The sequence below is a fragment of the Pseudomonas sp. S3_A09 genome (genome assembly GCF_054668065.1).
In genome coordinates this window covers 827308-851598 of sequence record NZ_CP162752.1, presented here as the reverse complement: position 1 = coordinate 851598, position 24291 = coordinate 827308, and the positions used below count along the sequence as shown (strand labels likewise).

Genomic DNA, 24291 nt, shown 5'->3' with positions numbered 1-24291 from the left:
GTACGCGGTCCCGATGTGGGCGCTGGCTTGCCCGCGATAGTGGCCTTAAGGCCGAGCCTTTTCAGCCAACCCAAGGTGCTGTCCCATGCTGCAACTGATCCTCGGTGGCGCCCGTTCCGGCAAAAGCCGTCTTGCCGAAAAGCTCGCCAGCGACAGCGGCTTGCCCGTCACTTACATCGCCACCAGCCAACCGCTGGATGGCGAGATGAATGAACGCGTCGCCCTGCATCGCCAGCGTCGTCCCGATCACTGGGGGCTGATCGAAGAGCCTGTCGAATTGGCGCGCGTGCTGCGCGAAAACGCCGCGCCCGCGCAGTGTCTGCTGGTGGATTGCCTGACTCTGTGGCTGACCAATCTGCTGATGCTGGAAGACTCGAATCGCCTGGTGGCTGAGCGCGATCAGTTGCTGGAAACCCTGGCCGTGCTGCCGGGTGAAATCATTTTTGTCAGCAACGAGACCGGTCTGGGTGTCGTGCCGCTGGGCGAATTGACTCGCCGCTATGTGGATGAAGCCGGTTGGCTGCATCAAGCCTTGGCCGAGCGCTGTCAGCGTGTTGTCCTGACAGTTGCCGGCCTGCCCCTGACGTTGAAAGGTACTGCGTTATGACTGACACCTGGTGGCTCAACCCCTGTAAGGCGATTGACGCGCACGCATACCAACACGCCCTGGCGCGCCAGCAGCAATTGACCAAACCGTCGGGCTCCCTCGGGCAGTTGGAGGCCCTGGCGGTGCAATTGGCCGGCTTGCAGGGCCAGGTCAAACCGTTGGTGGACCACGTGTGGATCGCCATCTTCGCGGGTGACCATGGCGTGGTAGCGGAGGGCGTGTCGGCGTTTCCTCAGGAAGTCACTGGGCAGATGCTGCACAACTTTGTCAGCGGTGGCGCGGCCATCAGCGTCTTGGCGCGACAGTTGGAGGCACAGTTGGAAGTGGTCGACCTTGGCACGGTCACGCCGTCCCTGGACCTGCCAGGTGTGCGCCACCTGAACATCGGTGCGGGCACCGCCAACTTCGTCAATGGCCCGGCAATGACCGAGGCCCAAGGGGGGCTCGCCCTGCAAGCCGGCCGCGACAGTGCGCGGCGAGCATTGGCAAGCGGGGCACAGCTGTTTATCGGTGGCGAGATGGGCATCGGCAACACCACCGCCGCCAGTGCGCTGGCGTGTGCCTTGCTGGACTGTCAGGTCAGTGACCTCACGGGGCCTGGCACTGGGTTGAATGCTCAGGGGGTCAGCCACAAGGTGGCCGTGATCGAACGCGCCCTGGCGTTACATGCCGGCCAGCGTGGTGATGCGTTGCAAACGCTGTTCAATCTCGGCGGCTTTGAGATTGCCGCACTGGTGGGCGCGTACCTGGCCTGTGCGCAGGAAGGCATCGTGGTGCTGGTGGATGGTTTTATCTGCACTGTCGCAGCGCTGGTTGCGACGCGCTTGAACCCGGCATGCCATGAGTGGCTGGTGTTCGGCCATCGCGGTGCTGAACCAGGTCATCGCCATGTGCTGCAAAGCCTCGACGCGAAGCCGCTGCTGGAATTGGGCCTGCGCCTGGGCGAAGGCAGCGGCGCGGCACTGGCGGTTCCCTTGTTGCGCCTGGCATGTGCGCTGCACGGTCAGATGGCGACTTTCGCCGAAGCCGCCGTGGCAGACCGCCCGGTATGACCTTGCGCCTGGACCTGCTGCGTCACGGCGAGACCGAGTTGGGCGGCGGCCTGCGCGGCAGTCTGGACGATGCACTCACCGCCAAGGGTTGGGCGCAAATGCGCGCAGCCGTGGTGGCGCAGGGGCCGTGGGACCGTCTGGTCAGTTCACCGCTGCAACGGTGCGCGCGGTTTGCCGAGGAACTGGGGGCTCAGCTCCATGTGCCGGTGGCCCTGGAAAAGGATCTGCAAGAGCTGCACTTCGGTGCCTGGGAGGGGCAGAGTGCGGCAGCCTTGATGGAGACCGACGCCGAAGGGCTGGGGTTGTTCTGGGCTGATCCCTACCGCTTTACACCACCGGAGGGCGAACCTGTCAGCGCCTTTTCCGACCGGGTTCTGGGCGCTGTCGCGCGCTTGCATCAGGCCTATGCCGGTGAGCGTGTGTTGTTGATCAGTCATGGCGGTGTGATGCGTCTGTTACTGGCGCAAGCGCGTGGTTTGCCGAGGGAGCAACTGTTGAACGTCGAAGTGGGCCATGGCGGGCTGTTCAGTCTGCACGTCAATGCTGGCGGCACACTGACGGAAGTGGGGTAGACATGCTGCCATTCTGGATCGCCCTGCAATTTCTCAGCAGCCTGCCGATTCGCTTGCCGGGTATGCCGCAGCCTCAGGAATTGGGGCGTTCACTGCTGTTTTATCCGGTCGTCGGTCTGTTGTTCGGTGTGTTGTTGTGGGGCCTGAACTCGGTATTGATGGGCGCGCCGTTGTTGCTGCATGCCGCATTGTTGCTGACGGCCTGGGTATTGCTCAGTGGTGGCCTGCACCTGGACGGTTTGGCGGACAGCGCCGACGCCTGGCTCGGCGGTTTTGGCGACCGCGAACGCACGCTGACGATCATGAAGGACCCCCGCAGCGGCCCGATTGCCGTGGTCACCCTGGGGATGGTGCTGCTGCTCAAATTCACTGCGTTGGTGGCCCTGATCGAGCAACCTAACGGCGCAGCACTGATCCTGGCGCCGTTGATTGGCCGCGCATCGATGCTGGCGCTGTTTCTTACCACGCGCTATGTACGTGCCGGCGGATTGGGCCAGGCATTGTCGGATCATTTACCGAGGATCGTCGGCCAACAGGTACTGATCCTCAGTGGTTTAGCCTGCATCCTCATCGGCGGCTTCAGTGGCGGGCTGGCTGTGCTACTTGCCGCGATCTGCTTCATAGGGTTGCGCCAACTGATGGTCAATCGGCTGGGCGGCACCACGGGCGATACCGCAGGCGCTTTGCTGGAACTGCTGGAAGTCGTGGTTCTGGTCGGCCTGGCGCTGTAACACTTTCTTGCATTTCATAAATCGCGGGTATATACACCTTCTATGCTTGCCTCCCAATGTTTGTGCACCAACCTGCGACGTGCCGCCCGTGGCGTCAGCAGGCATTACGACGGCGCCCTTGATGGCTTCGGGATCAACGTCGCCCAGTATTCTTTGTTGTGTAACCTGCAGCGCCTCGATCAGCCGAGTATTTCCAGCCTGGCGGAAGCCATGGGCCTGGATCGCAGCACCTTGGGGCGGAACCTGCGGGTGCTGGAAGGTGAGGGCCTGGTGAAACTGGTGGAAGGCGATGACCTGCGCAACCGCTTGGTGATGTTGACCGAGGACGGTGAAGCACGACTTGCCGCCGCATTACCCGCCTGGGAAGCGGCGCAGCAAAAATTGATCGATCAACTCGGCGCGGAAAAACGCGAAACCTTGTTGGCCTTGCTGGACGAACTCGCCTGAGCGCGGGGTTTGTTCGAATACAAGCGGGTATATACCCGCGAGCGGAGAATAAGAAATGACCTCAATGTGGCGCACCAGTGGTTGGATTCTTGTAGGGAGTGCGCTGATTCTGGCGTTGTCGTTGGGTGTGCGGCACGGTTTTGGCCTGTTCCTGGCACCGATGAGCAGCGAATTTGGCTGGGGCCGTGAAACTTTCGCCTTTGCCATCGCCTTGCAGAACCTGATCTGGGGCCTGGCACAGCCGTTCACCGGCGCTTTGGCTGACCGTTTTGGCGCCACTAGAGCGGTGTTTGTTGGTGGCATCCTGTACGCGGCGGGCCTGGTGTTGATGGGCATGTCCGATTCGGCGTGGTCGTTGTCCCTCAGCGCCGGCTTGCTGATTGGTATCGGTCTGTCCGGCACCTCGTTCTCGGTGATTCTTGGTGTGGTCGGTCGGGCCGTGGCGCCGGAAAAACGCAGCATGGCCATGGGGATTGCGAGTGCTGCCGGTTCGTTCGGTCAGTTCGCCATGGTGCCGGGCACCTTGGGTTTGATCAGTTGGTTGGGCTGGTCTGCTGCATTGCTGGCGCTGGGCCTGATGGTGGCGCTGATTCTACCGCTGGTGGCGATGCTCAAAGACAGGCCATTACCGGTGCTGGCGGGCCAACAAACCTTGCGCGAAGCCTTGAAGGAAGCCTGCTCCCATTCCGGCTTCTGGTTGTTGGCCTTCGGCTTTTTCGTCTGCGGTTTCCAGGTGGTGTTTATCGGCGTGCATTTGCCGGCTTATCTGGTGGACCAGCATTTGCCGGCCACCGTCGGTACCACGGTGCTGGCACTGATCGGCCTGTTCAACATCTTCGGTACCTACACCGCCGGCTGGCTCGGCGGGCGCATGTCCAAACCGCGTTTGCTGACGGGGTTGTACCTGCTGCGCGCGGTGGTGATCGTGCTGTTCCTGTGGGCGCCGGTCACTGAAGTCACGGCTTACCTGTTTGGCATGGCGATGGGCTTCCTGTGGCTGTCTACCGTACCGCTGACCAACGGCACCGTCGCCACATTGTTTGGTGTGCGAAACCTCTCCATGCTTGGCGGGATAGTGTTTTTGTTCCACCAACTCGGTTCGTTTCTGGGCGGCTGGTTGGGCGGGGTGGTCTATGATCGAACCGGCAACTACGATTTGATCTGGCAGGTGGCGATCCTGCTGAGCCTGCTCGCCGCAGCCCTGAATTGGCCGGTACGTGAGCGCCCGGTGGCGCGATTGCAGGCACAGATGGAGGCGGCATGAGCAGAGTGGCACACGGTGTGATACTGGTTGCGGGGCTGGTCCTGGTGGTGTTGGCCTGGTGGGGCTGGCAGCGTGGCGGGCTGGCGTTGATGCAACTGGGCATGTCGATCTGTTAAGTTTCCGGTCTGGCTGCTTTTAGTCAGGTCTCTTCAAAGGACACATAACATGCAGATGCGTTGGCTCGCTGTACCCGTCCTGATGGCCATTGGCAGTGCTGCCCTGGCCGCCAGTTGCCCGCCGCTGTTGGAAGGCCAATTGCCCAAGCTGCGCGCCAAAGAGTCCATCGACCTGTGCCAGCGCTTTGCGGGCAAGCCGCTGGTCATCGTCAACACCGCCAGCTTTTGTGGGTTCGCCCCACAATTCAAAGGCCTCGAAGCTTTGTATCAACGCTACAAGGGCGAAGGGCTGGAAGTGATCGGCGTGCCGTCGGATGACTTCAAGCAGGAAGCCAAGACCGGCGAAGAGACCGCCAAGGTCTGCTACGTGAATTACGGCGTAACCTTCACCATGACCGAGCCACAAAAGGTCAAGGGGCCGGATGCGGTGCACCTGTTCAAGGTATTGGCGCAGCAGACCGACGCGCCGCCGAAGTGGAATTTCTACAAGTATGTGGTGGATAGGCAGGGCAAGGTGATTGCCAATTTTTCCAGCCTCACCAAACCGGACAGCCCGGATTTGATCAAGGCGGTGGAAGAGGCGTTGGCTTCCAAACCCTGACAATCGCCCATTAAAAAGCCCCGCTTCCTTTGCAGGAGGGCGGGGCTTTTTTATACGGCGTCAGATCAGAACTTGTACGTTACGCCCAGGCCAAAACCGTTGGCGCTGTTTTCGTACTTAGCATTGTAGGACTGACCCAATGCATTGGCACGAGCGACCTTGACTGGTTCTTCCTTGAGGTAGGAGTAAGCCAGGTCCACGGTCATATTCGGCATTACATCGTAGCCAAGGCCGAGACTGAAGATAGTCCGGTCACCGGTTGGGATACGCGGCGAACGGTCGGTGTTGTTGGTCGGCGACTGGTCGAAGGTCAGGCCGGTACGCAGCACCACTTGCTTGGTGACACGATACGAGGTACCCACGGCATAGGCCCAAGTGTCGTGCCAATTCTGGTCTTCTTTGATGGTGCCGACAATTTGCGGAGCCAACACACCGCTACCGGCTGCGGCCGATACACCTTCGTTGTTGACGGTGATGTCTTTCAGGCGGCTCCAGCGGGTCCAGGTAGCGCCTGCGTAGAGTTTCCACGCGTCGCTCATATCTTGAGTAACCGACAGGTCCCAGGATTCAGGTGTGTCGATCTTCAGCGACGCGTCGTAGCGGCCATTGTTCAACAGCGAAGCTGGAACGTTGGTGCCTTTGGTCACTTCGGTATGGCCTTCGAGCTTGTACTTCACTTTCGAGTGGTAGGTCAGGCCCACTCGCGTTGTGTCAGTAGCTTGAACCAGCAGGCCGGCATTGAAGCCGACGGCGGTGTCATCACCCTTGATCTTGATGTTGTTGGAGCCGGTACCCGCGACTGGCAGGTTGATATCGGACTCAAGCGTACCAGCGATACGGTTGATGGTCGGACCAAAACCAATGGAAACCCGATCGTTGAAGGCGTAGCTGACCGTCGGCTGGAAAGTGATGACGGTCACTTCGCTTTTGCTGCCAAAGGCTTTGCCTTGGAAGCCACTTTCGTAATCGGTCACAAGGCCAAACGGAGCATAGACGCCGAAACCGACAGCCCATTGATCGTTGAGTTTATTGGTGTAGAAACCGAAAGGAACGGCAGTGAAAGGCACCATATCGCCTTTGTTCGTGCCGCTGGAGCGGCCGCTGACATCCTTGATGTTGCTTGAGGCATCAATCGCCGCAACACCGCCAGTGACTTGCTGGCCTTCAAGGCGAGCCATACCGGCAGGGTTACCATAAACGGTGCTGGCGTTTTCGGCAGAAGAAGAGCGGCCTGCGAAACCCGTACCCATCCCGGCGACGTCTTGTTCGTTAAGGGCAAAGCCACTTGCGAAAATATGAGAAGAGGCCATGGCAACGGCGAGGCTAAGTGTGGTCTTGAGCATTACTTTTTTCATTATTAGAACTCCGTGGTGATCACCGCTGCGGAAAGTAACAATAAAATTAAGATCGCGCTATAGGCTGTAATGCAGGAGATAGAGCGGTTTTGTAGGACAATCCGACCAAAATCCAGGGTTTTTGACGAATCTTGCAAATTGCCCGGTCAGCAAACCACGTGATTCATGGGTGAAACACAGGTGTGCCAGGCTTGAGTGAAATCGCGCAGCCGTCCTTGTGGGTGAAAAATTTCTTTCCAGATACGTGCCATGGCCAAGACATCACCGGGTGGAGGCAGTGTAGGAGTGTGTTGTTCCACCAACAGCCAGGCGATGGCGGTGGCATAACGCAAGTTTACGGTGAGCTCCAGTTGCGGTGCGCTGAGGAACGCATGCTGGCTCGCGAGTCCGCGTACCAGGCTGGCGCGCTCGGGGTCCAGCGCCAGATAGTTGTCCCACAGGGCACGATGGCGTGGTTCGGTGATGCTGTACAGGCCGTGGCCGCGCCGGTCGTGCAAGGCGGAACCGAGTTCCGACTGGCTGGCGGCAATGCCCAGCAGGAGAGACTCCGCCGTCGGGTGATGGCGGCCGAGGTACATCAAGGTCGGCCGGATCACATATCGAGACAATTCGCTGGCAGCGATACCCATACAAGCCTCAATCCGTGAAAGTGGTCGACGAGGCCTGAGAGGGGGGCTTGGCAGCAGTGGATCGGATCTCAGGCTCGTCGGAAGCGGATCATGCCGCTTGAGTTGAAGTGTAGTGTCATATTTGTGATGTAAAGGACTGTTTTTAAAACATCTTATTCATTTAGTTATAACGGTTATATCTATTTGAACTGAGTGCAACGGCCCAATAGGTAAATTCCGGGCAATAAAAAACCCTGTTTTTTAAACAGGGTTTTTGTGTTTCAGCGACGCGGGTCGATCAGGCAATCAATGCCTGACGGGTACGCTCGATCACGGCCTGCAGCGGTTCTGCGCTGGAGTATTGATCGGGGTACAGGCGTTCGCTGTGACGAGCGATGCCGTGTTCGTTGACCAGGGTGAAGCTGAAGCAGCCTTTGCGAGCGGCCATGATCAGGCAGTTCATTGGAGCAAAAGCGTTGGTGAGGGTGCGAATGGCATCCTGAGTATGGATTTGAGCGTTCATATTATTGGTGTTCCTACAAATGACACGGATTAAGAACCGTGCAACGTTAAAACGTTCCAGTAACGTTGATCACCATTGATCAAACGAAGAACCCGACTGGAACAAAGCAGCCAGTTTGAAGCGCTAATAATTTAGGCGCGCTTGGGCTGGCAGGTAGGTACTTAGGAGGGCAGGCAACACAACAGGGGCAAAGGTTCTGGGCCCGGGGTGAAGATCCTGATCAATTTGCAGGTTGGTTCGGTCAGAGTATGGAAACTTCGCGACACCCTTTGCTTGTTCAAAGGCAGTGTCGTCGCAAGTGATACCTGGAAACCATCGAGGTGGTCGATCCCGTGTTGTGCAGGGGAGTTGTTCGACCAGAATTGACTTTCAGCTTGGTACTAACGCCGCGGATAGTAACGGATTGAAACCGGTAAGGGAAGTATGTTAGCTAAAAAACTTTTATCAGCCGCCCAACAGGCCTCGATAGACCAAGACGGTGATCGCTGCTGCCAGTGAGCAGCCCAGTCCGTAGGCTGCAAGGGTCAAGCGCAGGGATTGGCCGGTCTCGACCACCTTCATCACGTCGCCGATGTCGTTTATCCGGCCTTCGCCCAGCTCGATGCAGAGGCTGACGGCAGTGAACGCCGCCGACAGCAGGATCGCGATGGCGAACAGCGCCCCATCCGGTGACGGCAGTGCTGCATTGATCCCCAAGGAAACGGCGCAGATGGCCAATAGCAACACGGCGAATAACAGAATCCCTTTCATCAACTCACCCACTGTTGCGTTGTAGGTCGGGGAGTGTGGCGAGCCGGGAAAGATTTGAAAAGTCCCTGGTTTGTCCAGGCGGTAACATTTTTGTAGCGAGTGGCTTCAAAAAAGGCCGGCGATATAACCATCGAATGGGTACTTGTGCACATTGGTTGCGGAGTGTGTAACCGCGCTGTCAACTGCACTCCAAGGCCGCCATTTGCCTGCAATGGAAATTTAAGTCAATGAAAAATCTGGCTTTTTTTTATTGGTGAAAAAATCGTCAGTTTGACTGCGGGCCCCATTCCATGGGGCTTTGCGCGAGTTAAAGGCGTGTTGTCCACTGAGTTATCCACAGCTTCTGTGGATTGTCCCGAGCGCTTGCTCTAGAACGGGCGTGCACAGTTTTTTCAGCTTTACCTGTACGAAAAAAAGAGTAGAGTGGCGCGCCTTCCGTTCTGTCTCACAGTGCTTTATGAAGTTTCGCTCAGTATCATCTTCTGTTACCGACACCCCTCAAACTGTTACCGCTCCCAAGCGCTTCTCCTTGAAAGTTGCCTTGTGGTTGCTCGACAGTCCGCGCTTGGGTCACAACACCAACGTAAAGCACCTCGCCGGACGTTTGCTCAAGCAGCCGGCCCGTGAAGGTGTGGTCGCTGCGCAAAGCCGCCTGGGCCAACTGATGTGCCGCGAATGCGGGAATGCCCGCGACCGCCGCATCGGCCACGACCTGCTGCGCCTGGCCGCCCGTGCCGGTGACCGCCGCGCCCAGCGCGAACTGGGTCAGGTCGAAGACTGAGCTGTCCTCAGGCCCTCTGCTCCGCTAACCTTGGTTTTTTTCGGTGATGGCAGACATGTCTATGGTTTTTGACTGGACCAGTGTTGCCTTGGGCCTCGCTGGCGCTGCCGTGCCGTTATTGGCCGTGTGCTGGCAGCTGCAGCGACGCTTGAACGCACGCATGACCGGCTGGGAACTGCTCGAAGAGCGCCTGGCCACCGCACAGCTTGCCCAGGAAGGTCTTGCCGCGCAGTTGGATGCGAGCCGCGATGAGATCAGCGATTTGAGCCAAGCCAATGCCGCCAAGCAGGCTGACCTGGCCGCTGTGCGTCGCGAAGTCGAGTTGCTGCAGATCGACCGCGACAACGCCCGCGATGCCGCTCACGCCTGGAACCTCGACCGTAGCGCCAAAGAGACCGAGCTACGCCGCCTCGATGCCTTGTCGGCGGCCTTGCGCGCCGAGCTGCGTGAACAACAGGACAGTCATCAACAACGCCTGACCGACCTGCAAGGCTCGCGTGATGAGTTGCGTGCACAGTTCGCCGAGTTGGCAGGCAAGATCTTCGACGAACGCGAACAGCGCTTCGCCGAAACCAGCCAGGAACGCCTGGGCCAATTGCTCGACCCCTTGAAGGAGCGCATCCAATCCTTCGAGAAACGCGTGGAAGAAAGCTACCAGAACGAGGCGCGCGAGCGTTTTTCCCTGGCCAAGGAGCTGGAACGCCTACAGCAACTGAACCTGCGTCTGTCGGACGAAGCCACCAACCTGACCCGCGCGCTCAAGGGGCAGAAAACCCAAGGTAACTGGGGAGAACTGATCCTTGAACGTGTGCTGGAGCATGCAGGTCTGGAGAAGGGCCGTGAGTACCAGACCCAGGTCAGCCTCAAAGGCCCGGATGGCGAGCGGTTCCAGCCCGACGTGCTGATCATGTTGCCCGGCGACAAGCAGGTGGTGGTGGACTCCAAGGTCAGCCTGACTGCGTATCAGCAGTATGTGGCGGCGGAGGATGACGTCATTGGCCAGGCAGCCCTGAAGCAGCATGTGCTGTCGCTGCGAAATCATGTCAAAGGCCTGGCCGGCAAGGACTACAAACGCCTGGAAGGCCTGCACAGCCTGGATTTCGTGTTGCTGTTCGTGCCGATCGAAGCGGCGTTTTCCGCTGCGTTACAGGCCGAGCCCAACCTGTTTCAGGAGGCGTTCGATCGCCATATCGTGATTGTCAGCCCAACCACCTTGCTTGCGACCTTACGTGTGATCGACAGCCTCTGGAAACAGGAACGCCAGAGCCAGAACGCCCGGGAAATCGCCGAGCGTGCCGGTTGGCTGTACGACAAGTTCGTGCTGTTTATCCAGGACTTGGATGAAGTGGGTAACCGTTTGCAGCAGTTGGATAAGGCTTACAGTGCGGCGCGAAACAAGCTGACAGATGGACGCGGAAATCTGGTCAGCCGGACCGAGCAATTGCGGTTGCTGGGCGCGCGGGCGAGTAAAAGCCTGCCGGCGGATTTGCTGGAGCGTGCGATGACCGACTCCGATGGTGTGGCACACCTGCCCGAATAAAATACGGCGGTGTGCAAACTCCCATATTTGACCGCGCTGGATCGCCCTACAGCGGCAAATGCCGACTCAGCAACGCCCGCAACGCCGCAGGCTTCACCGGCTTGGCCAGATAATCCAACCCCGCCGCATGCACCTCGGCCACCATCTCCGGGCGGCCGTCAGCGCTGATCACCACGCCGGGAATCGGCTCCGCCAATTGCGCTCGCAGCCAACCCATCAGCTCAGTCCCGGTTTCGCCATGGTCCAGGTGGTAGTCCACCAGGGCCAGTTGCGGGCGCACGCCGTCGGCGAGCAACGCTGCACATTGGGCCTGGTCGGTGGCGGTCCACACCTCGCAGCCCCAACGCGTCAGCAGGCTGCGCATGCCGATCAAGATGCTCTCTTCGTTATCCACACACAGCACCTGTGCACCGCTCAATGGCAGGCCGTTTTCCTGGGGGGGCTTGATCGGAGCGCTGACTTGATTGCGCGCCAACGGCACGCGCACGCTGAACACGCTGCCTTTGCCTGGCCATGAGCGCACGCTCAACCGATGGCCGAGTACGCGACACAAGCCATCGGCGATCGCCAGGCCCAGCCCCAGTCCTTTCTCCGCGCGGGTCTGGTGACTGTCCAGGCGCTTGAATTCTTCGAAGATCACCTTCTGTTTATCCAGCGGGATGCCGGGGCCACGGTCCCACACTTCCAGGCACAGCTCGCCCTTGCGTCGGCGTACGCCCAGCAGTACCGGGCCGTCGGCATAACGGAAAGCGTTGGTCAGAAAATTCTGCAGGATGCGCCGCAGCAACTTGATATCGCTGTCGACGCGCAAGCGACTGCCGCGCAGGCGGAAACGCAGGCCTTGCTCCTGGGCCAGCGCTTTAAACTCCGCGCCCAAGGTGTCGAACAGTTCGTTAAGCACAAAAGGCTGGCGCTGCGGATTGATCTTGCCGTTTTCCAGGCGCGAGATGTCCAGCAGGTCGCTGATCAGGTCCTCGGCAGAGCGTAGGGAACTGTCCAGATGCTGCACCAATTGCCGGGCTTCGCTGGACAGGCCGTCGTTCTGATGGGAAAGGGCGGCGGAGAACAGGCGTGCGGCATTCAAGGGTTGCATCAAGTCATGGCTCACGGCCGCCAGAAAGCGCGTCTTCGACTGGCTCGCGGACTCGGCCACGCCCTTGGCATCGGTGAGCGCGACGTTGAGTTGCGACAGTTCGTAGGTACGCGCGGTCACCCGTTGTTCCAGGCCTTCGTTGGCCTCGGTGAGTGCCTGTTCGGCTTCGCGGAACGCGGTGATGTCAGTGAAACTCATGACGAAACCGCCGCCGGGCATCGGGTTGCCGATCAGCTCGATCACCCGGCCATTGGGGAACAAGCGCTCGGAGGTGTGCGCACGGCCCTGGCGCATCCAGTGCAGGCGGCGCGCCACATGCACTTCGGCCTCGCCCGGCCCGCACAGCCCGCGTTCGGCGTTGTAGCGGATGATGTCGGCGATCGGCCGGCCCACGCTGATCAGCCCGTCCGGATAGTTGAACAGCTCCAGATAACGTCGGTTCCAGGCCACCAGCTTGAGGGACTGGTCGACCACGCTGATGCCCTGGGTGATGTTCTCGATGGCGCCTTGCAGCAACGCGCGGTTGAACTGCAGCACCTCCGAGGCTTCATCAGCGATGCGGACGACGTCCTCCAGCTGCATTTCCCGACCTTCGATGGCCGCTTTTACCACTGCGCGTGTCGAAGACGCTCCCAGCACGCCGGCCAATAAGCGCTCGGTATGGGCGATCCAATCGTTGTCGGCGTTCTGGTTGGGGTTGAAGCCCTTTCCCTGGCGATAGGCGAAGCGGATAAAGCTTTGCTGGGCGCGTTCTTCACCGACAAAACGCGCCGCCAGGCTGAGCAAGTCGCTGATTTGCACCGACAACATCGAGCGGGCGCTGGCGCGTTGGCTGATTTCCTGGCCGATGAAACGCCCGGCTTGCCAGTGTTCTGACACGCGTGTGCGCGACAGCATCGACACCCACACAAACAGCGTGAAGTTACCCGCCAGGGAGAACACGGTGCCCAAGGTCAATGAGGTGACGGACAGCCCCAGCGGGTGGGAGTGCATCCAGGTCAGCCCTGGGAAAAGGCTGAGGGACCAGCCCAGGCTTTTCGCCGTCACCGGTAGGACCAAGGTGTAGAACCACAGGAAAGTACCGGCTGCGAGCCCTGCGAACACACCGCGTCGGTTCGCTTGTTTCCAATACAGCGCACCGAGCATGGCCGGCGCCAGTTGGGTCACGGCGGCAAAGGCGATCTGGCCGATGGTCGCCAGGCTCGCAGTAGAGCCGAGCAGGCGATAGCTGACGTAGGCCAGCAACAGAATGATCACGATGCTCACCCGGCGTACCGACAGCATCCAGTGGCGAAACACTTCGAACGGCCGTTCGGCGCTGGAACGACGCAGCAGCCAGGGCAGCAGCATGTCGTTGGACACCATGGTCGACAGGGCGATGCTCGCCACGATCACCATGCCGGTGGCCGCCGACGCACCGCCGATAAATGCCAGCACGGCCAGCGCCGGATGGGCTTCGGCCATGGGCAGGCTGATCACATAGGAGTCCGGCAATACCGAGCTGGGCAGCAGCATCTTGCCGCCGAGGGCGATAGGGATCACGAACAACGCGGCCAGCACCAGGTACGCGGGAAACACCCACTTGGCCAGGCGCAGGTCCTGGGGATCGATGTTCTCCACCACCGTGACATGGAACTGCCGAGGCAGGCAGATAATCGCCATCATGGCCACACCGGTCTGTACCACCATTGATGGCCAGTTGACGGTCTCCTTCCAGTATTCATCCAGGCGAGGCGCGAGCATGGCCTGGCTGAACAGGTCGCCGAAACCGTCGTACAACCCGTAGGTCACAAACGCGCCGACCGCAAGAAACGCGAGCAACTTGACCAGGGATTCAAACGCAATCGCCAGCACCATGCCGCGGTGGTGTTCCGTGGCATCGAGGTTGCGCGTACCAAACACAATGGTGAACAGCGCCAGCACCAGCGAGACGATCAGCGCGGTGTCCTGGGCGCGGGTGCCGGTGGTGTCGGCGCCGGCGCCGATCAGCAGGTTGACGCCCAGTACGATGCCTTTGAGTTGCAGGGCGATATAAGGCAGCACGCCGACCAGGCAGATCAGTGCGACCACCACGGCGAGGGATTGGGATTTGCCGTAGCGCGCCGCAATAAAGTCGGCGATAGAGGTAATGTTTTCCTGCTTGCTGATCAGAATCATCTTCTGCAGCACCCAAGGTGCCAGTACCAACAACAGCACCGGTCCCAGGTAGATCGGTAAAAATGCCCACAACTGTTCGGCAGCCTGGCCTACAGCGCCGAAGAAGGTCCAACTGGTGCAATACACGGCCAGCGACAGGCTGTACACCCAGGCGCGCATACGCGGCGGCAGTGGCGCACGGCGACGATCACCGTAGAAGGCGATGGCAAACATAATGGCCATATAGGCCAGGGCAACGGTGGCGATCAGCCCGCTGGACAGCGTCATGGTAACTCCGAGCATAAGAACACCCGGGCATTCCGGGCCCGGTTGGACAGTCTCGCAGAATGCTGGGGGTTAGTCAGTGTCGACCAAGGTCTGAGCGCGACGTGATGTCGCGGCCTAGCGGGGAGGCAGGGTTTTCTGGCGCAGGATGTAAATAGTCACCAGCACCGCGCTGGTCAGCATGAAACCACGTGCCCACGGCAGTGGCACCAGGTAGCAGGAGACGCTGATGCTCAGCCACATCAGGCCGATGGCGTAGACCTTGCCCTTGAGAGGGATGCCATTGCCGTCCAGGTAATCACGGATCCATGGGCCCAGGCGGGGGTGTTGCACCAGCCAATGGTAGAAACGCGGAGAGCTTCTGGCGAAACAGGCGGCAGCGAGGAGTAGGAAGGGTGTGGTCGGCAATACCGGTAGGAAAATGCCTATCACCCCCAACGCTACGCTCAGCCAGCCGATGGCCAGCAGCCCGTAGCGCAGGAGCAGTGAACGATTGCCCATGGGTGTCACGGGCAAGCGACTCAGTGGTGACGTGGCTTGAGGATCGCCGGTTTTTCGTCAGGAGCGTTGCACAGCAGGTACAGCGCAGTCAGGGCTTCCGGGATCTGAACGATCATGTCGTCCATCAGGTTGGCATCGGCGGCGATGTCGGCGAACTCAGGCTGGTCGTCGAACAGGCCCGAACCGACCATGATCGGCAGCAGCATTTCGCTGACTTCTTCCTCGGCGGTTTCGAACCAGGCGGCTTCGCGCAGGAACACGCCTTCCATGAAGCCGATGCACCAGCCGCGCAGATCGGAGTCATCCGGTTCTTCGCCCAGGTCCAGCTCGCACGGCAGCTCGAATTCCTCGTCGGAGGCCAGTTGGCGACCGATGTGGGCCTTGAGGGCCAGCAGGGTGGATTCGATTTCTTCGCGTTGGGCGGCGTCGGTGTAGTGCGGCTCTTCGGCGAACAACGCGTCGATCCATTCACGGTCAGGTACGACTTCGGAGCAGATCGACAGGGCGGTCAGGTAGCCGTGGGCGGCCACGTAGTCCAGCGCCTCGTCATGCAGCTCATCGGCGTCGAGGAAGGCTTGCAGGCGGGTTAGTTGCTCAGCGAAGGACATTGAAGGACTACCTTGGGAATAAACGATGCTGAATTCTAGGCTTTCTTGAGCGCACAGGCCAGCCGAACGGCATTTTAGATCGCGGTCGCTATTCGTCAGTGGCGCCCTTTGCCAGGTAGCGCTCGGGTATACTGCCGCGTTTTGTGATGCCCTTGCAGGCCAAGCGCCAGTCCGCGAAAACTTCGCTTACGGATTTTTTCCCGTGAAAGCGCATTTTTTCGGCCAGCCTGTACAGAGGGATTTCGGCACTATTTTGGAGTTTTACATGCTCGAGCAGGCACAACGCGTCCTCAAGGACATCTTCGGCTACGACAGTTTTCGTGGCCGCCAGGGTGCGATCATTGAGCGCGTGGCCAGCGGCGGTGACGCCCTGGTCCTGATGCCTACCGGCGGCGGCAAGTCGTTGTGCTTCCAGGTGCCGGCGCTGTTGCGCAATGGCCTGGCGGTGGTGGTGTCGCCGTTGATCGCGTTGATGGACGACCAGGTGGCGACCCTTGAAGAGCTCGGTGTCGCCGCTGCTTCGTTGAACTCTACCCTCAGTGCCGAGCAGCAGCGCGACTTGGCGGCGCGTATCAAGCGCGGTGAAGTGAAGATGCTGTACCTGGCCCCCGAGCGTCTGGTGCAGCCGCGCATGCTGGCTTTTTTGCAGAGCCTGGAAATCGCCCTGTTCGCCATCGACGAAGCCCACTGTGTATCCCAATGGGGTCATGACTTTCGCCGTGAGTATTTGCAACTGGGTCAATTGGCCGAGCTGTTTCCCGATGTGCCGCGCATTGCCCTGACCGCCACCGCTGATAAGCGTACCCGCGAAGAAATCGTCGAGCGCCTGCACCTGCAGAACGCCGAGCGCTTCCTGTCGAGCTTTGACCGGCCGAATATTTTCTACCGCATCGTGCCCAAGGAGCAGCCGCGCAAGCAGTTGCTGGCGTTCCTCTCGGAGCGACGCAGCGATGCGGGCATCGTCTATTGCCTGTCGCGCAAGAAGGTCGATGAAGTCGCCGCGTTTCTCTGTGAGCAAGGCTACCCGGCGCTGCCGTATCACGCCGGCCTGCCGAATGACCTGCGTGCCTACCACCAGAAGCGCTTCCTCAACGAGGAAGGCCTGATCATGGTGGCCACCATCGCGTTCGGCATGGGCATCGACAAGTCCAACGTGCGATTCGTCGCGCACATGGACCTGCCCAAATCCCTTGAGGCCTACTACCAGGAAACCGGGCGTGCCGGCCGTGATGGTTTGCCGGCGGATGCGTGGATGGTCTACGGCCTGCAGGACGTGGTGATGCTCAAGCAGATGCTGCAGAATTCCGAGGGCGACGAGCGCCACAAGCGCCTGGAGCAACACAAGCTCGACGCGATGCTCTCGCTGTGTGAGGAGACCCGCTGCCGCCGCCAGACCTTGCTGGCGTATTTCGATGAAGACATGCCCGAACCCTGTGGCCATTGCGACAACTGTGTCGACGGCGTGCAGACCTGGGATGCCACTGAGCCGGCGCGCCAAGGCTTGTCCGCTATCTACCGCACCGGTCAGCGTTACGGCGTCGGTCACCTGGTGGACGTGTTGCTGGGCAAGGACAACGAGAAGGTGCGCAGCTTCGGCCACGAAAAACTCTCGGTCTACGGCGTCGGCAAGGCCCGCGCCGAAGGTGAGTGGCGCTCGTTGTTCCGGCAGATGGTGGCGCGTGGCCTGGTGGACATCGATATCGAGGGGTTTGGCGGCCTACGTCTGAATGACAGCTGCCGGCCGTTGCTCAAGGGCGAAGTCAGCCTGGAGCTGCGCCGCGACCTCAAGCCGCAAACCACCGCCAAGAGCAGCACCAGCCAGGCCAGCCAGTTGGTGCGTGGCGAAGAACGCGAACAGTGGGAAGCCTTGCGCACCCTGCGACGCAAACTGGCGCAGGAACACAGCGTGCCGCCGTACGTTATTTTCCCCGACTCCACCTTGCTGGAGATGCTGCGCGAGCAGCCCACCAGCATGGCCGAGATGGCGCGGGTCAGTGGGGTGGGCGCGCGCAAGCTGGAGCGTTACGGCCAGGCCTTCCTCGAAGTGCTCGGCGGCCAGGCCGAGGCGCCAAAGGAAGTCGCCGATATCCGCCACGAACTGATCAGCCTGGCACGCGCCGGTATGACCCCGGTCCAGATCGCCGGTCAGTTGCAGTGCTCGGAGAAGAACGTCTACACCTTGCTTGCCGAATCCATTGGCAAGCAGCAACTGTCGTTGGAGCAGGCCCTTGATTTGCCAGAGGATCTGCTCGGTGAAATCCAAGACGCGTTCTTGGACGGAGAGGGCGAATTGCCACCTGTGGCGGAGATTGCCCCGCTGTTTACCGGGCGTGTTCCGGAAGGTGTTTTGTACTGCGTGCGGGCGGCTTTGCAGTCTGAATTCGAAATTTAGTGCGCCAATTGCGACAATGTAACGAATCAGTACATAGCAACTCTTGCCTACGGGCAAAGCTCATGCTTAGCTGACTAATAATTAGCCACACTTTATTTTCAGTCTAAAACATGAGTTTTTTATGCCGTTAACCGATCAACACCGATTTGGCATGCAATTGGCGCAAATGTCCCGTGGTTGGCGCGCCGAGTTGGACCGCCGCCTGGCCGGGCTTGGCCTGTCCCAGGCGCGCTGGCTGGTGCTGTTGCACCTGGCCCGTTTCGAAGAGGCACCCACCCAACGTGAGCTGGCGCAAAGCGTCGGGGTAGAAGGGCCGACACTGGCCCGGCTGCTGGACAGTCTGGAAGGTCAGGGCCTGGTGCAACGCCAGGCCGTGGTGGAAGACCGTCGTGCCAAGCGTATCTTGTTGTGTGACACCGCCCGTCCCTTGATCGAACAGATTGAAACCATCGCTACCGCCCTGCGGCATGAGCTGTTTGTGGGTGTGGATGAAGCTGATTTGAGCGTGTGCATGCGCGTGCATGCACACATCCTGTCGAATCTCGAAAAGTCCTGAAGAAACCACTGGGCGGGCTCACCACAAAAGCCCGTTCCCACATCGGGTTCAGCGTAAGCCTTTAGAACGTCTGCCCCAGGTTCAGGTACACCGCCTTCTGATTATCATCATTGAACCCATAGCTGAAATTCAGTGGCCCCAGCGGTGTATCGAACCCCAGGAAAATACTCGCCGCATTGATATACCCGCTGTCGAATTCATTGTCGTTGTTCCACGCCCGGCCGCGCTCCAGTGACGCGCCTAGGTACAGCGGGAAATCCAGCGGCAGGTACGAACGCGGCGTGAGCCTGCGGTAGTACACCGCGCGCATCAGGCTGATGTTCTGGCCTGAGATTGCGTCCTGGCGGAAGCCCGACAACTGTCGCGCACCGCCCAGCAGGAAGCTGGAAATCACCACGTCCGAATCATCCAGGGTACGCCCGTAGCGCCCGCCCAGCACCAGGGTATCCGGGCCGTGGCTCATGGCTTTGTCGAGCTTGAACTCCCACTGGCGGTAGCGCTGGTCCGAGCCCAGCCCAGGTTCGAACTCGCGGTAGGCCAGGCCGATGTCTTCACCGGTATGGGGGAAGTACACGTTATCCAGGGAATCGAAGGAGTACTTCAGCTCATAGAAGCCTTCGCTGAAACTTACACTGGGCAGATCCCGGTCGCCGATGCGCACATCCGCCTTACCCCAGGCTTCGCCGACGCCAAAGCGGATTTCGCCGCTGTTGCCGATCTGTCGTCCGACGTTCAAGCCGAAGCCGTAGCGTTCCAGGCGGTATTCGGAGATGGGGTCGTTGTCCAGGATCAGCTCGACGTTCTGAGCCTGGGCGCTGATATACGGCGCGACAAAGTAACGCGAACCGGTGTCCATCGGCTGATAGAACTCGCTGTACAGCTCTTGGCGATCACCGATCTGTACCCGCGTCAGCCATTCGGCGCCGAGGCGGTTGATACCATTCATGCGGTAGCTCGCGCCGAGGTTGAAAGCGCTGTCGCCACGCATGTCATCCGACAGGTTCAACCCCAGTCGCAGGTAGTCGGTGCCGCTGCGTTTGCCGCGCGCACTGATCACCAGGGTATTGTCTTGACCCTTTTTCACCACGCGGTATTGCACCTGCTCAAAATAGTCCAGGCCGTAAAGGGTGCCCATGTCCGTTTGCAGGCGGCCCAGGTTCAGCGGTTCGCCCAGGGGTTGGCGGATGTAGTAGCGGATCACGTCGTCGCTGACTTTCGAGTCGTTTTCCACGTTGATGGCGGTGATCACTGGTGTGCGTTCGCCGGGTGCACGGGCGGCCACCAATTGCGGGTCGATCGGCTCGGCAGGGCGCACGTGGGCCAGGCGGGCATCACGGGCGCGGGTGGCGCGGTAGCCGGCATCGATCATGTCTTTGGCGCGGCCGAAGTCAGTCACGCCGTAGGCGGCGAGGGGGGGCTGGATCAGCACGTCCTTGGGGTGCAGGGCCTTGAGTTGTTCTTCGGAATTACGCCGGGTCATCAGGGTGATCGACTGGTTGAGTACGTCCACCACCGTCGCCAGTTGCTTGCGCGAACGCAGCGGGGTGCCGATGTCGACGACGATGGCGATATCCACGCCCATTTCACGCGCCACATCCAGCGGGATGTTGTCGGTCATGCCGCCGTCCACCAGCAGCCGGCCGTCCAGTTCCACTGGCGCGAATACCGCCGGGATCGACATGCTGGCGCGGATTACCTGGGGGAGGTGACCCTTGCGGAACACCACCTTCTCGCCGGTGGTGATATCAGTCGCCACGGCGCGGAAGGGGATCGGCAGCTTGTCGAAGTTACGCGTGTTGCTGCTGTGGGCGAACATGCTTTCCAGCAGCAGCGCCAGGTTCTGGCCCTGGATCACGCCCAGTGGCAGACCCAGGCTGCCGTCGTCGCGGAAGCTGAGTTTCTGCTTGACCAGGAAATCTCGGTCATCCTGCTTGCGCCGGAACGGCACGTCTTCCCGGGGCGGTGCGTCGGACAGCGCCTGTTGCCAGTCGATGCTCAGCGCCAGTTTTTCCAGCTCATCGATCTTGTAGCCCGACGCGTACAGCCCGCCGATCACCGCGCCCATGCTGGTGCCGGCAATCGCGTCGATCTGGATGCCTTGCTCTTCCAGCGCCTTGAGCACGCCGATATGGGCCAAGCCACGGGCGGCGCCGCCGGACAGCACCAGGCCGATTTTCGGACGTGGCGGTTCAACGGCGTCGGCTAGAAGAGGGATCAGGCACAGAAACAGGCAGGACAGCAGGCGGCGCATCATGAATCTCTAGGCTGGGCGATAAAGGCCGGTATTATAGCCACTCGATCCGCCGAGCCCGTTACGCCTGGAACCTCTCAAATTATGTCTTCGATCAAACCCGAGATCGTCATCACCTATTGCACCCAGTGCCAGTGGCTGCTGCGCGCCGCCTGGCTGGCGCAGGAATTGTTGAGTACGTTTGCCGATGACCTGGGGAAAGTGTCGCTGGAGCCGGCCACCGGTGGCGCGTTTCGCATCACCTGCGACGGCGTGCAGATCTGGGAACGTAAGGCTGATGGTGGCTTTCCTGAAGCCAAAGTGCTGAAGCAGCGTGTACGCGACCGGATAGACCCGCAGCGTGACCTGGGGCACAACGATCGTACGCAGTGAAAGTCACCACCTGATGAGGGCGGTGACCTTGTGGTGCAGCGTTATTTGGCCGCCATCTTTTGTTTGATGAAGCCAATAAGCCAGGTCAGCAACAGCCCACCGACGCCACCGCCAACAATATTGCTGCCGACCGCCGCCACATCCAGCGCCTCGCCGCCGGAGGTGCCCGTCAGTGCCGCGACAAGCTGACCCAGCACCAGTCCGCCTACACCACCGATAACGGTATTGAGCCCGGTCCCCAGGCTCTGTTTGGTCATTCCTGCAATGTTGCCGCCGACGGCCCCGCTGATAATCTGCACCAACAAACTGATGAACATTTCCATAGTAAAGCTCCCGCATCGCGTTGAGTTTTTGACCACTCGCGTGCAGCAACTTCAGAGAATACCCAGGCTGTCGTCGAGCTGTCGGTTATCCGTTGAACGACTACTCACTGTTGCGGATATTTAAAGTATAGATCAGACCGTTACAGCGGGCTGTTTGGCTTGGCTGGCGCTGCCCATCAGGCCGGACAGCACAATGGCGACAATGATCAGCGCGCCCCCCAGCAGCATGCGCAACGTCGGGGTTTCGGCAAACAGCAGCCAGGCCGCGGTGATGCCGTAGACCGGCTCCATGGCAAACACCACCGAAGCAGTGCGTGCCTTGATCACTGCGAGGCTGGCGACAAACAGGCTGTGGGCCAGGCCGGTGCAGAACACGCCGAGCAGGCCGATCCACAGCCAGTCAATCGCCCTGACATCCGCCAGCGCCGGGGCCGCGACGGGCAACAGGCACACCGCGACCACCACGTTCTGGCACAGCGCTGCCTGCACCGCCGGGATGCGCCCGGAACTGGCGCGGTTGTTCAGCGACAGCAGCGAAAACAGCAACCCCGAGGCGATCCCCCAGAGCAACCCGCTGGTGGCTTCGCTGGCGAGGTTGAAGTCCGGGGTCACCAGCACCAGGCCGACGCTGACCAGCGCCACTAGCATCACTTCGTTAGCCCGGATGCGCTCGCGGAAGATCAACCCTTCGAGGATCACGGTAAAGGCCGGGAACGCGGTGAAGCCCAGGGTCGCGACGGCCACGCCGGCCACCTTCACCGCTATAAAGAACGTCACCCAATGCGCCGCCAGTAATACACCGCTGACCAGTAGCCGGCGCCAGTCACGCAGCTCCAGCGTTTTCCAGGCGGTGTTGCTGGCGAACCGTGCAAACACCGCCAGGGCAACCACGGCAAACGCGGCGCGGCCAAAGACGATGACGGCCGGCGAGGCGGCGGCCAGTTTGCCGAATACGCCGGTGAGGCCAAACATCAGTGCGCCGATATGCAGGGCGCCGAGGGCTGAGCGGGGAGTCATTGCGATCCTTGAATAAAACGGGTGACAGAAGCGCAGTCTAGTGGCTCGCCAGTACAGGTGTCTGTCGCTCGGCTCGCGATTTTTATCGCGAGGCTCTCGCTACGCGTTGCGTCGCAAAGCACCCGGGGAGGCGCCAAACTCACGCAGCATCGCCGCCGCAAATGCACTTTGCGAGGTATAGCCGACGCGCTCAGCGATTTCGCCGATGGGCAACGGGGTTTTGCGCAGCAGGTCCAAAGCCATTTGCAGGCGACGGCTACGGATATAGTCCATCGGCGTCTGCCCGCATTCCGCCATGAAGCGTGCATGCAAGCGCGGCACCGACAGGTCGGCGATGCGCGCCAGGTCGGCCACCTGCAGCGGGTGTGCAACATGGCGCTCGATATGCGCGTTGAACGCCGCGTACGGCAAACGCCGGCCCAGCGCCGGTTGGGCTGGCGGATGATTGAGACTGGCCATTAGCAGGATCGCACCTTGCTGGACGATCAGCGGGTCATGCACCGGGCTGTGCGCCAGCCATTGCACCAGTTGGTGCTGCCGTGAGTCCAGGGTCAGCCGCGCCGGTTGATCCAGCAGGCGGCGACTGGCATCGGCGTGTTCCCCCAGCGATTGCAGCACCCAGTGCTCGGTGGGCACATCCAGCACCAGGCAGCGGCTGCCATCGCGACTGCAGCACGCATGGTGGGCGGAGAAGGGCAGCACCATCACGCTGCTTTCGCGCACCTGGCTGCCACGGCCGTTCACTTCCAGGTCCAGATGCCCGGACAGGCCGAACACCAATTGCGCATGGTCATGGCTGTGGGCGAGGGGCGCTTCGACGTAGTGGCGTAGGGTGAGGGCGGGTCCCATTGCGGTCTCCTGGGCGGCAAGCGGGCAGTCTACAACGCTTTGCGGGCACTGAGCGCTGTCATCAGACTGACGCATCGTTGTCATGGGCTATTAATCGCCAGGGTGCAAGCTCGCGAAAACACCGTCGAGGGATGCCCATGACCAGTGCCGAGTTCGCCAAGCCCAGCCGCAAGCAACGGGTTCGTACCCTGTGGATATCCGATGTGCACCTGGGCACCCGGGATTGCCAGGCCGAACATTTGTCGCAGTTCCTCAAGGGTTATCACGCCGACAAGGTCTACCTGGTCGGTGACATCATCGACGGCTGGAAACTGCGTGGCGGCATGTATTGGCCCCAGGCCCACACCAACGTGATCCGCCGCCTGCTGACCATGGCCAAGCGCGGTACCGAAGTGATCTACGTCACCGGCAACCATGATGAATTCCTGCGTCGTTATTCCAAGCTGATCCTGGGCAACATCCAATTGGTGGACGAAGCGGTACACGTGACTGCCGATGGCCGGCATCTGTTGGTGATTCATGGCGATCAGTTTGACGTGATCACCCGTTACCACCGCTGGCTGGCGTTCCTTGGTGACTCGGCCTACGAGTTCACCCTCACGCTGAACCGCTGGCTGAACCACTGGCGTGCGCGCTATGGCTATGGCTATTGGTCGCTGTCGGCGTACCTCAAGCACAAGGTCAAGACGGCGGTGAACTTCATCAGCGATTTCGAAGAAGCCATCGCCCATGAAGTGACCAAACGTAAGCTGCACGGCGTGGTCTGCGGGCATATCCACCATGCGGAGATTCGCAAGGTGGGCGAGGTGGATTACCTCAATTGTGGGGATTGGGTGGAGTCGTGCACGGCGTTGATCGAGCACTGGGATGGGAGTATCGAGTTGTATCGGTTGGCGGATGCGCAAGCGAAAGCAGCACTGCTAAAAGCTGAGATGGTTGCGGGCTAGAGGATTCACACAGC

At 60.4% G+C, this 24291-nt stretch carries 24 protein-coding genes; 13 read left to right on the top strand and 11 right to left on the bottom strand.

The window, feature by feature from the left end; genetic code table 11:
- Positions 1–85 precede the first annotated feature (85 nt).
- The 7 genes from cobU (at position 86) to AB4N92_RS04030 (ending at position 5390) form a co-directional block, all read left to right on the top strand.
- The gene (gene cobU, locus AB4N92_RS04060) at positions 86–607 is read left to right on the top strand and encodes a bifunctional adenosylcobinamide kinase/adenosylcobinamide-phosphate guanylyltransferase (RefSeq protein ID WP_010208684.1); all 522 of its coding nucleotides are present in this window, start codon (positions 86–88) and stop codon (positions 605–607) included.
- A complete protein-coding gene (cobT, locus tag AB4N92_RS04055; RefSeq protein WP_236266890.1) occupies positions 604–1659 on the top strand; it encodes a nicotinate-nucleotide--dimethylbenzimidazole phosphoribosyltransferase in 1056 nt (351 codons plus the stop codon). Before cobU ends, cobT begins: the two co-directional genes overlap by 4 nt.
- Positions 1656–2231, top strand: a complete 576-nt coding sequence (cobC, locus tag AB4N92_RS04050) for an alpha-ribazole phosphatase family protein (protein ID WP_021490858.1) — start codon at positions 1656–1658, stop codon at positions 2229–2231. Before cobT ends, cobC begins: the two co-directional genes overlap by 4 nt.
- Positions 2232–2233: 2 nt before the next feature.
- The gene (locus AB4N92_RS04045) at positions 2234–2962 is read left to right on the top strand and encodes an adenosylcobinamide-GDP ribazoletransferase (protein WP_042571873.1); all 729 of its coding nucleotides are present in this window, start codon (positions 2234–2236) and stop codon (positions 2960–2962) included.
- A 42-nt stretch (positions 2963–3004) separates the two neighbouring features.
- A complete protein-coding gene (locus tag AB4N92_RS04040; RefSeq protein ID WP_010208689.1) occupies positions 3005–3409 on the top strand; it encodes a MarR family winged helix-turn-helix transcriptional regulator in 405 nt (134 codons plus the stop codon).
- 64 nt (positions 3410–3473) lie between these two features.
- The gene (locus AB4N92_RS04035) at positions 3474–4673 is read left to right on the top strand and encodes an MFS transporter (RefSeq protein WP_162098522.1); all 1200 of its coding nucleotides are present in this window, start codon (positions 3474–3476) and stop codon (positions 4671–4673) included.
- A 165-nt stretch (positions 4674–4838) separates the two neighbouring features.
- The gene (locus AB4N92_RS04030; protein ID WP_010208695.1) at positions 4839–5390 is read left to right on the top strand and encodes a glutathione peroxidase; all 552 of its coding nucleotides are present in this window, start codon (positions 4839–4841) and stop codon (positions 5388–5390) included.
- A gap of 65 nt (positions 5391–5455) precedes the next feature.
- Here the strand turns inward: AB4N92_RS04030 and AB4N92_RS04025 are convergent, their stop codons facing one another.
- From AB4N92_RS04025 to AB4N92_RS04010, 4 genes are all read right to left on the bottom strand, one after another.
- Positions 5456–6745 carry an OmpP1/FadL family transporter gene (locus AB4N92_RS04025; RefSeq protein ID WP_010208696.1) on the bottom strand — a complete coding sequence of 430 codons (1290 nt, stop codon included), beginning with the start codon at positions 6743–6745 and terminating at the stop codon, positions 5456–5458.
- A 146-nt stretch (positions 6746–6891) separates the two neighbouring features.
- Entirely contained in the window at positions 6892–7374 is a 483-nt protein-coding gene (locus AB4N92_RS04020; RefSeq protein ID WP_021490856.1) for a hypothetical protein, read from the bottom strand.
- 277 nt (positions 7375–7651) lie between these two features.
- Positions 7652–7876 (bottom strand): hypothetical protein, encoded by a 225-nt coding sequence (locus AB4N92_RS04015; protein WP_010208698.1) that lies wholly within the window; start codon positions 7874–7876, stop codon positions 7652–7654.
- 444 nt (positions 7877–8320) lie between these two features.
- Positions 8321–8626 carry a hypothetical protein gene (locus tag AB4N92_RS04010; RefSeq protein WP_010208700.1) on the bottom strand — a complete coding sequence of 102 codons (306 nt, stop codon included), beginning with the start codon at positions 8624–8626 and terminating at the stop codon, positions 8321–8323.
- Positions 8627–9083: 457 nt separating this feature from the next.
- Between AB4N92_RS04010 and AB4N92_RS04005 the strand changes: the two genes are divergently transcribed.
- On the top strand, positions 9084–9407 hold the full coding sequence (locus tag AB4N92_RS04005) for an SEL1-like repeat protein (protein ID WP_029529074.1): 324 nt from the start codon (positions 9084–9086) through the stop codon (positions 9405–9407).
- Between the two features lie 175 nt (positions 9408–9582).
- A complete protein-coding gene (locus AB4N92_RS04000) occupies positions 9583–10947 on the top strand; it encodes a DNA recombination protein RmuC (RefSeq protein ID WP_176331999.1) in 1365 nt (454 codons plus the stop codon).
- A 46-nt stretch (positions 10948–10993) separates the two neighbouring features.
- Here AB4N92_RS04000 and AB4N92_RS03995 read toward each other — a convergent pair whose 3' ends face one another.
- From AB4N92_RS03995 to AB4N92_RS03985, 3 genes are all read right to left on the bottom strand, one after another.
- Positions 10994–14464, bottom strand: a complete 3471-nt coding sequence (locus AB4N92_RS03995; RefSeq protein WP_010208704.1) for a hybrid sensor histidine kinase/response regulator — start codon at positions 14462–14464, stop codon at positions 10994–10996.
- Positions 14465–14578: 114 nt separating this feature from the next.
- The gene (locus AB4N92_RS03990; protein WP_010208705.1) at positions 14579–14962 is read right to left on the bottom strand and encodes a YbaN family protein; all 384 of its coding nucleotides are present in this window, start codon (positions 14960–14962) and stop codon (positions 14579–14581) included.
- Between the two features lie 20 nt (positions 14963–14982).
- Positions 14983–15570, bottom strand: coding sequence for a UPF0149 family protein (locus AB4N92_RS03985; protein WP_010208706.1), 588 nt, complete (start codon positions 15568–15570; stop codon positions 14983–14985).
- Between the two features lie 265 nt (positions 15571–15835).
- Between AB4N92_RS03985 and recQ the strand changes: the two genes are divergently transcribed.
- Positions 15836–17962 carry a DNA helicase RecQ gene (gene recQ / locus AB4N92_RS03980; protein ID WP_021490852.1) on the top strand — a complete coding sequence of 709 codons (2127 nt, stop codon included), beginning with the start codon at positions 15836–15838 and terminating at the stop codon, positions 17960–17962.
- A gap of 121 nt (positions 17963–18083) precedes the next feature.
- Positions 18084–18518, top strand: coding sequence for a MarR family transcriptional regulator (locus tag AB4N92_RS03975; RefSeq protein WP_010208708.1), 435 nt, complete (start codon positions 18084–18086; stop codon positions 18516–18518).
- A 61-nt stretch (positions 18519–18579) separates the two neighbouring features.
- Here the strand turns inward: AB4N92_RS03975 and AB4N92_RS03970 are convergent, their stop codons facing one another.
- Complete coding sequence (locus AB4N92_RS03970) at positions 18580–20769, bottom strand: patatin-like phospholipase family protein (RefSeq protein WP_236266896.1); 2190 nt, start codon at positions 20767–20769, stop codon at positions 18580–18582.
- 84 nt (positions 20770–20853) lie between these two features.
- Here AB4N92_RS03970 and AB4N92_RS03965 point away from each other — a divergent pair, with 84 nt between their 5' ends.
- Positions 20854–21141, top strand: a complete 288-nt coding sequence (locus tag AB4N92_RS03965; protein WP_021490851.1) for an Rdx family protein — start codon at positions 20854–20856, stop codon at positions 21139–21141.
- 41 nt (positions 21142–21182) lie between these two features.
- Here AB4N92_RS03965 and AB4N92_RS03960 read toward each other — a convergent pair whose 3' ends face one another.
- The 3 genes from AB4N92_RS03960 to AB4N92_RS03950 form a co-directional block, all read right to left on the bottom strand.
- A complete protein-coding gene (locus AB4N92_RS03960) occupies positions 21183–21464 on the bottom strand; it encodes a hypothetical protein (protein ID WP_010208716.1) in 282 nt (93 codons plus the stop codon).
- A gap of 132 nt (positions 21465–21596) precedes the next feature.
- Positions 21597–22481 carry a DMT family transporter gene (locus AB4N92_RS03955; RefSeq protein WP_021490850.1) on the bottom strand — a complete coding sequence of 295 codons (885 nt, stop codon included), beginning with the start codon at positions 22479–22481 and terminating at the stop codon, positions 21597–21599.
- A gap of 99 nt (positions 22482–22580) precedes the next feature.
- Positions 22581–23330, bottom strand: coding sequence for an AraC family transcriptional regulator (locus AB4N92_RS03950; RefSeq protein WP_044287607.1), 750 nt, complete (start codon positions 23328–23330; stop codon positions 22581–22583).
- 137 nt (positions 23331–23467) lie between these two features.
- On the opposite strand from AB4N92_RS03950, the gene AB4N92_RS03945 reads away from it, so the two are divergent.
- Entirely contained in the window at positions 23468–24277 is an 810-nt protein-coding gene (locus AB4N92_RS03945) for a UDP-2,3-diacylglucosamine diphosphatase (RefSeq protein ID WP_069673213.1), read from the top strand.
- Positions 24278–24291: the final 14 nt, after the last annotated feature.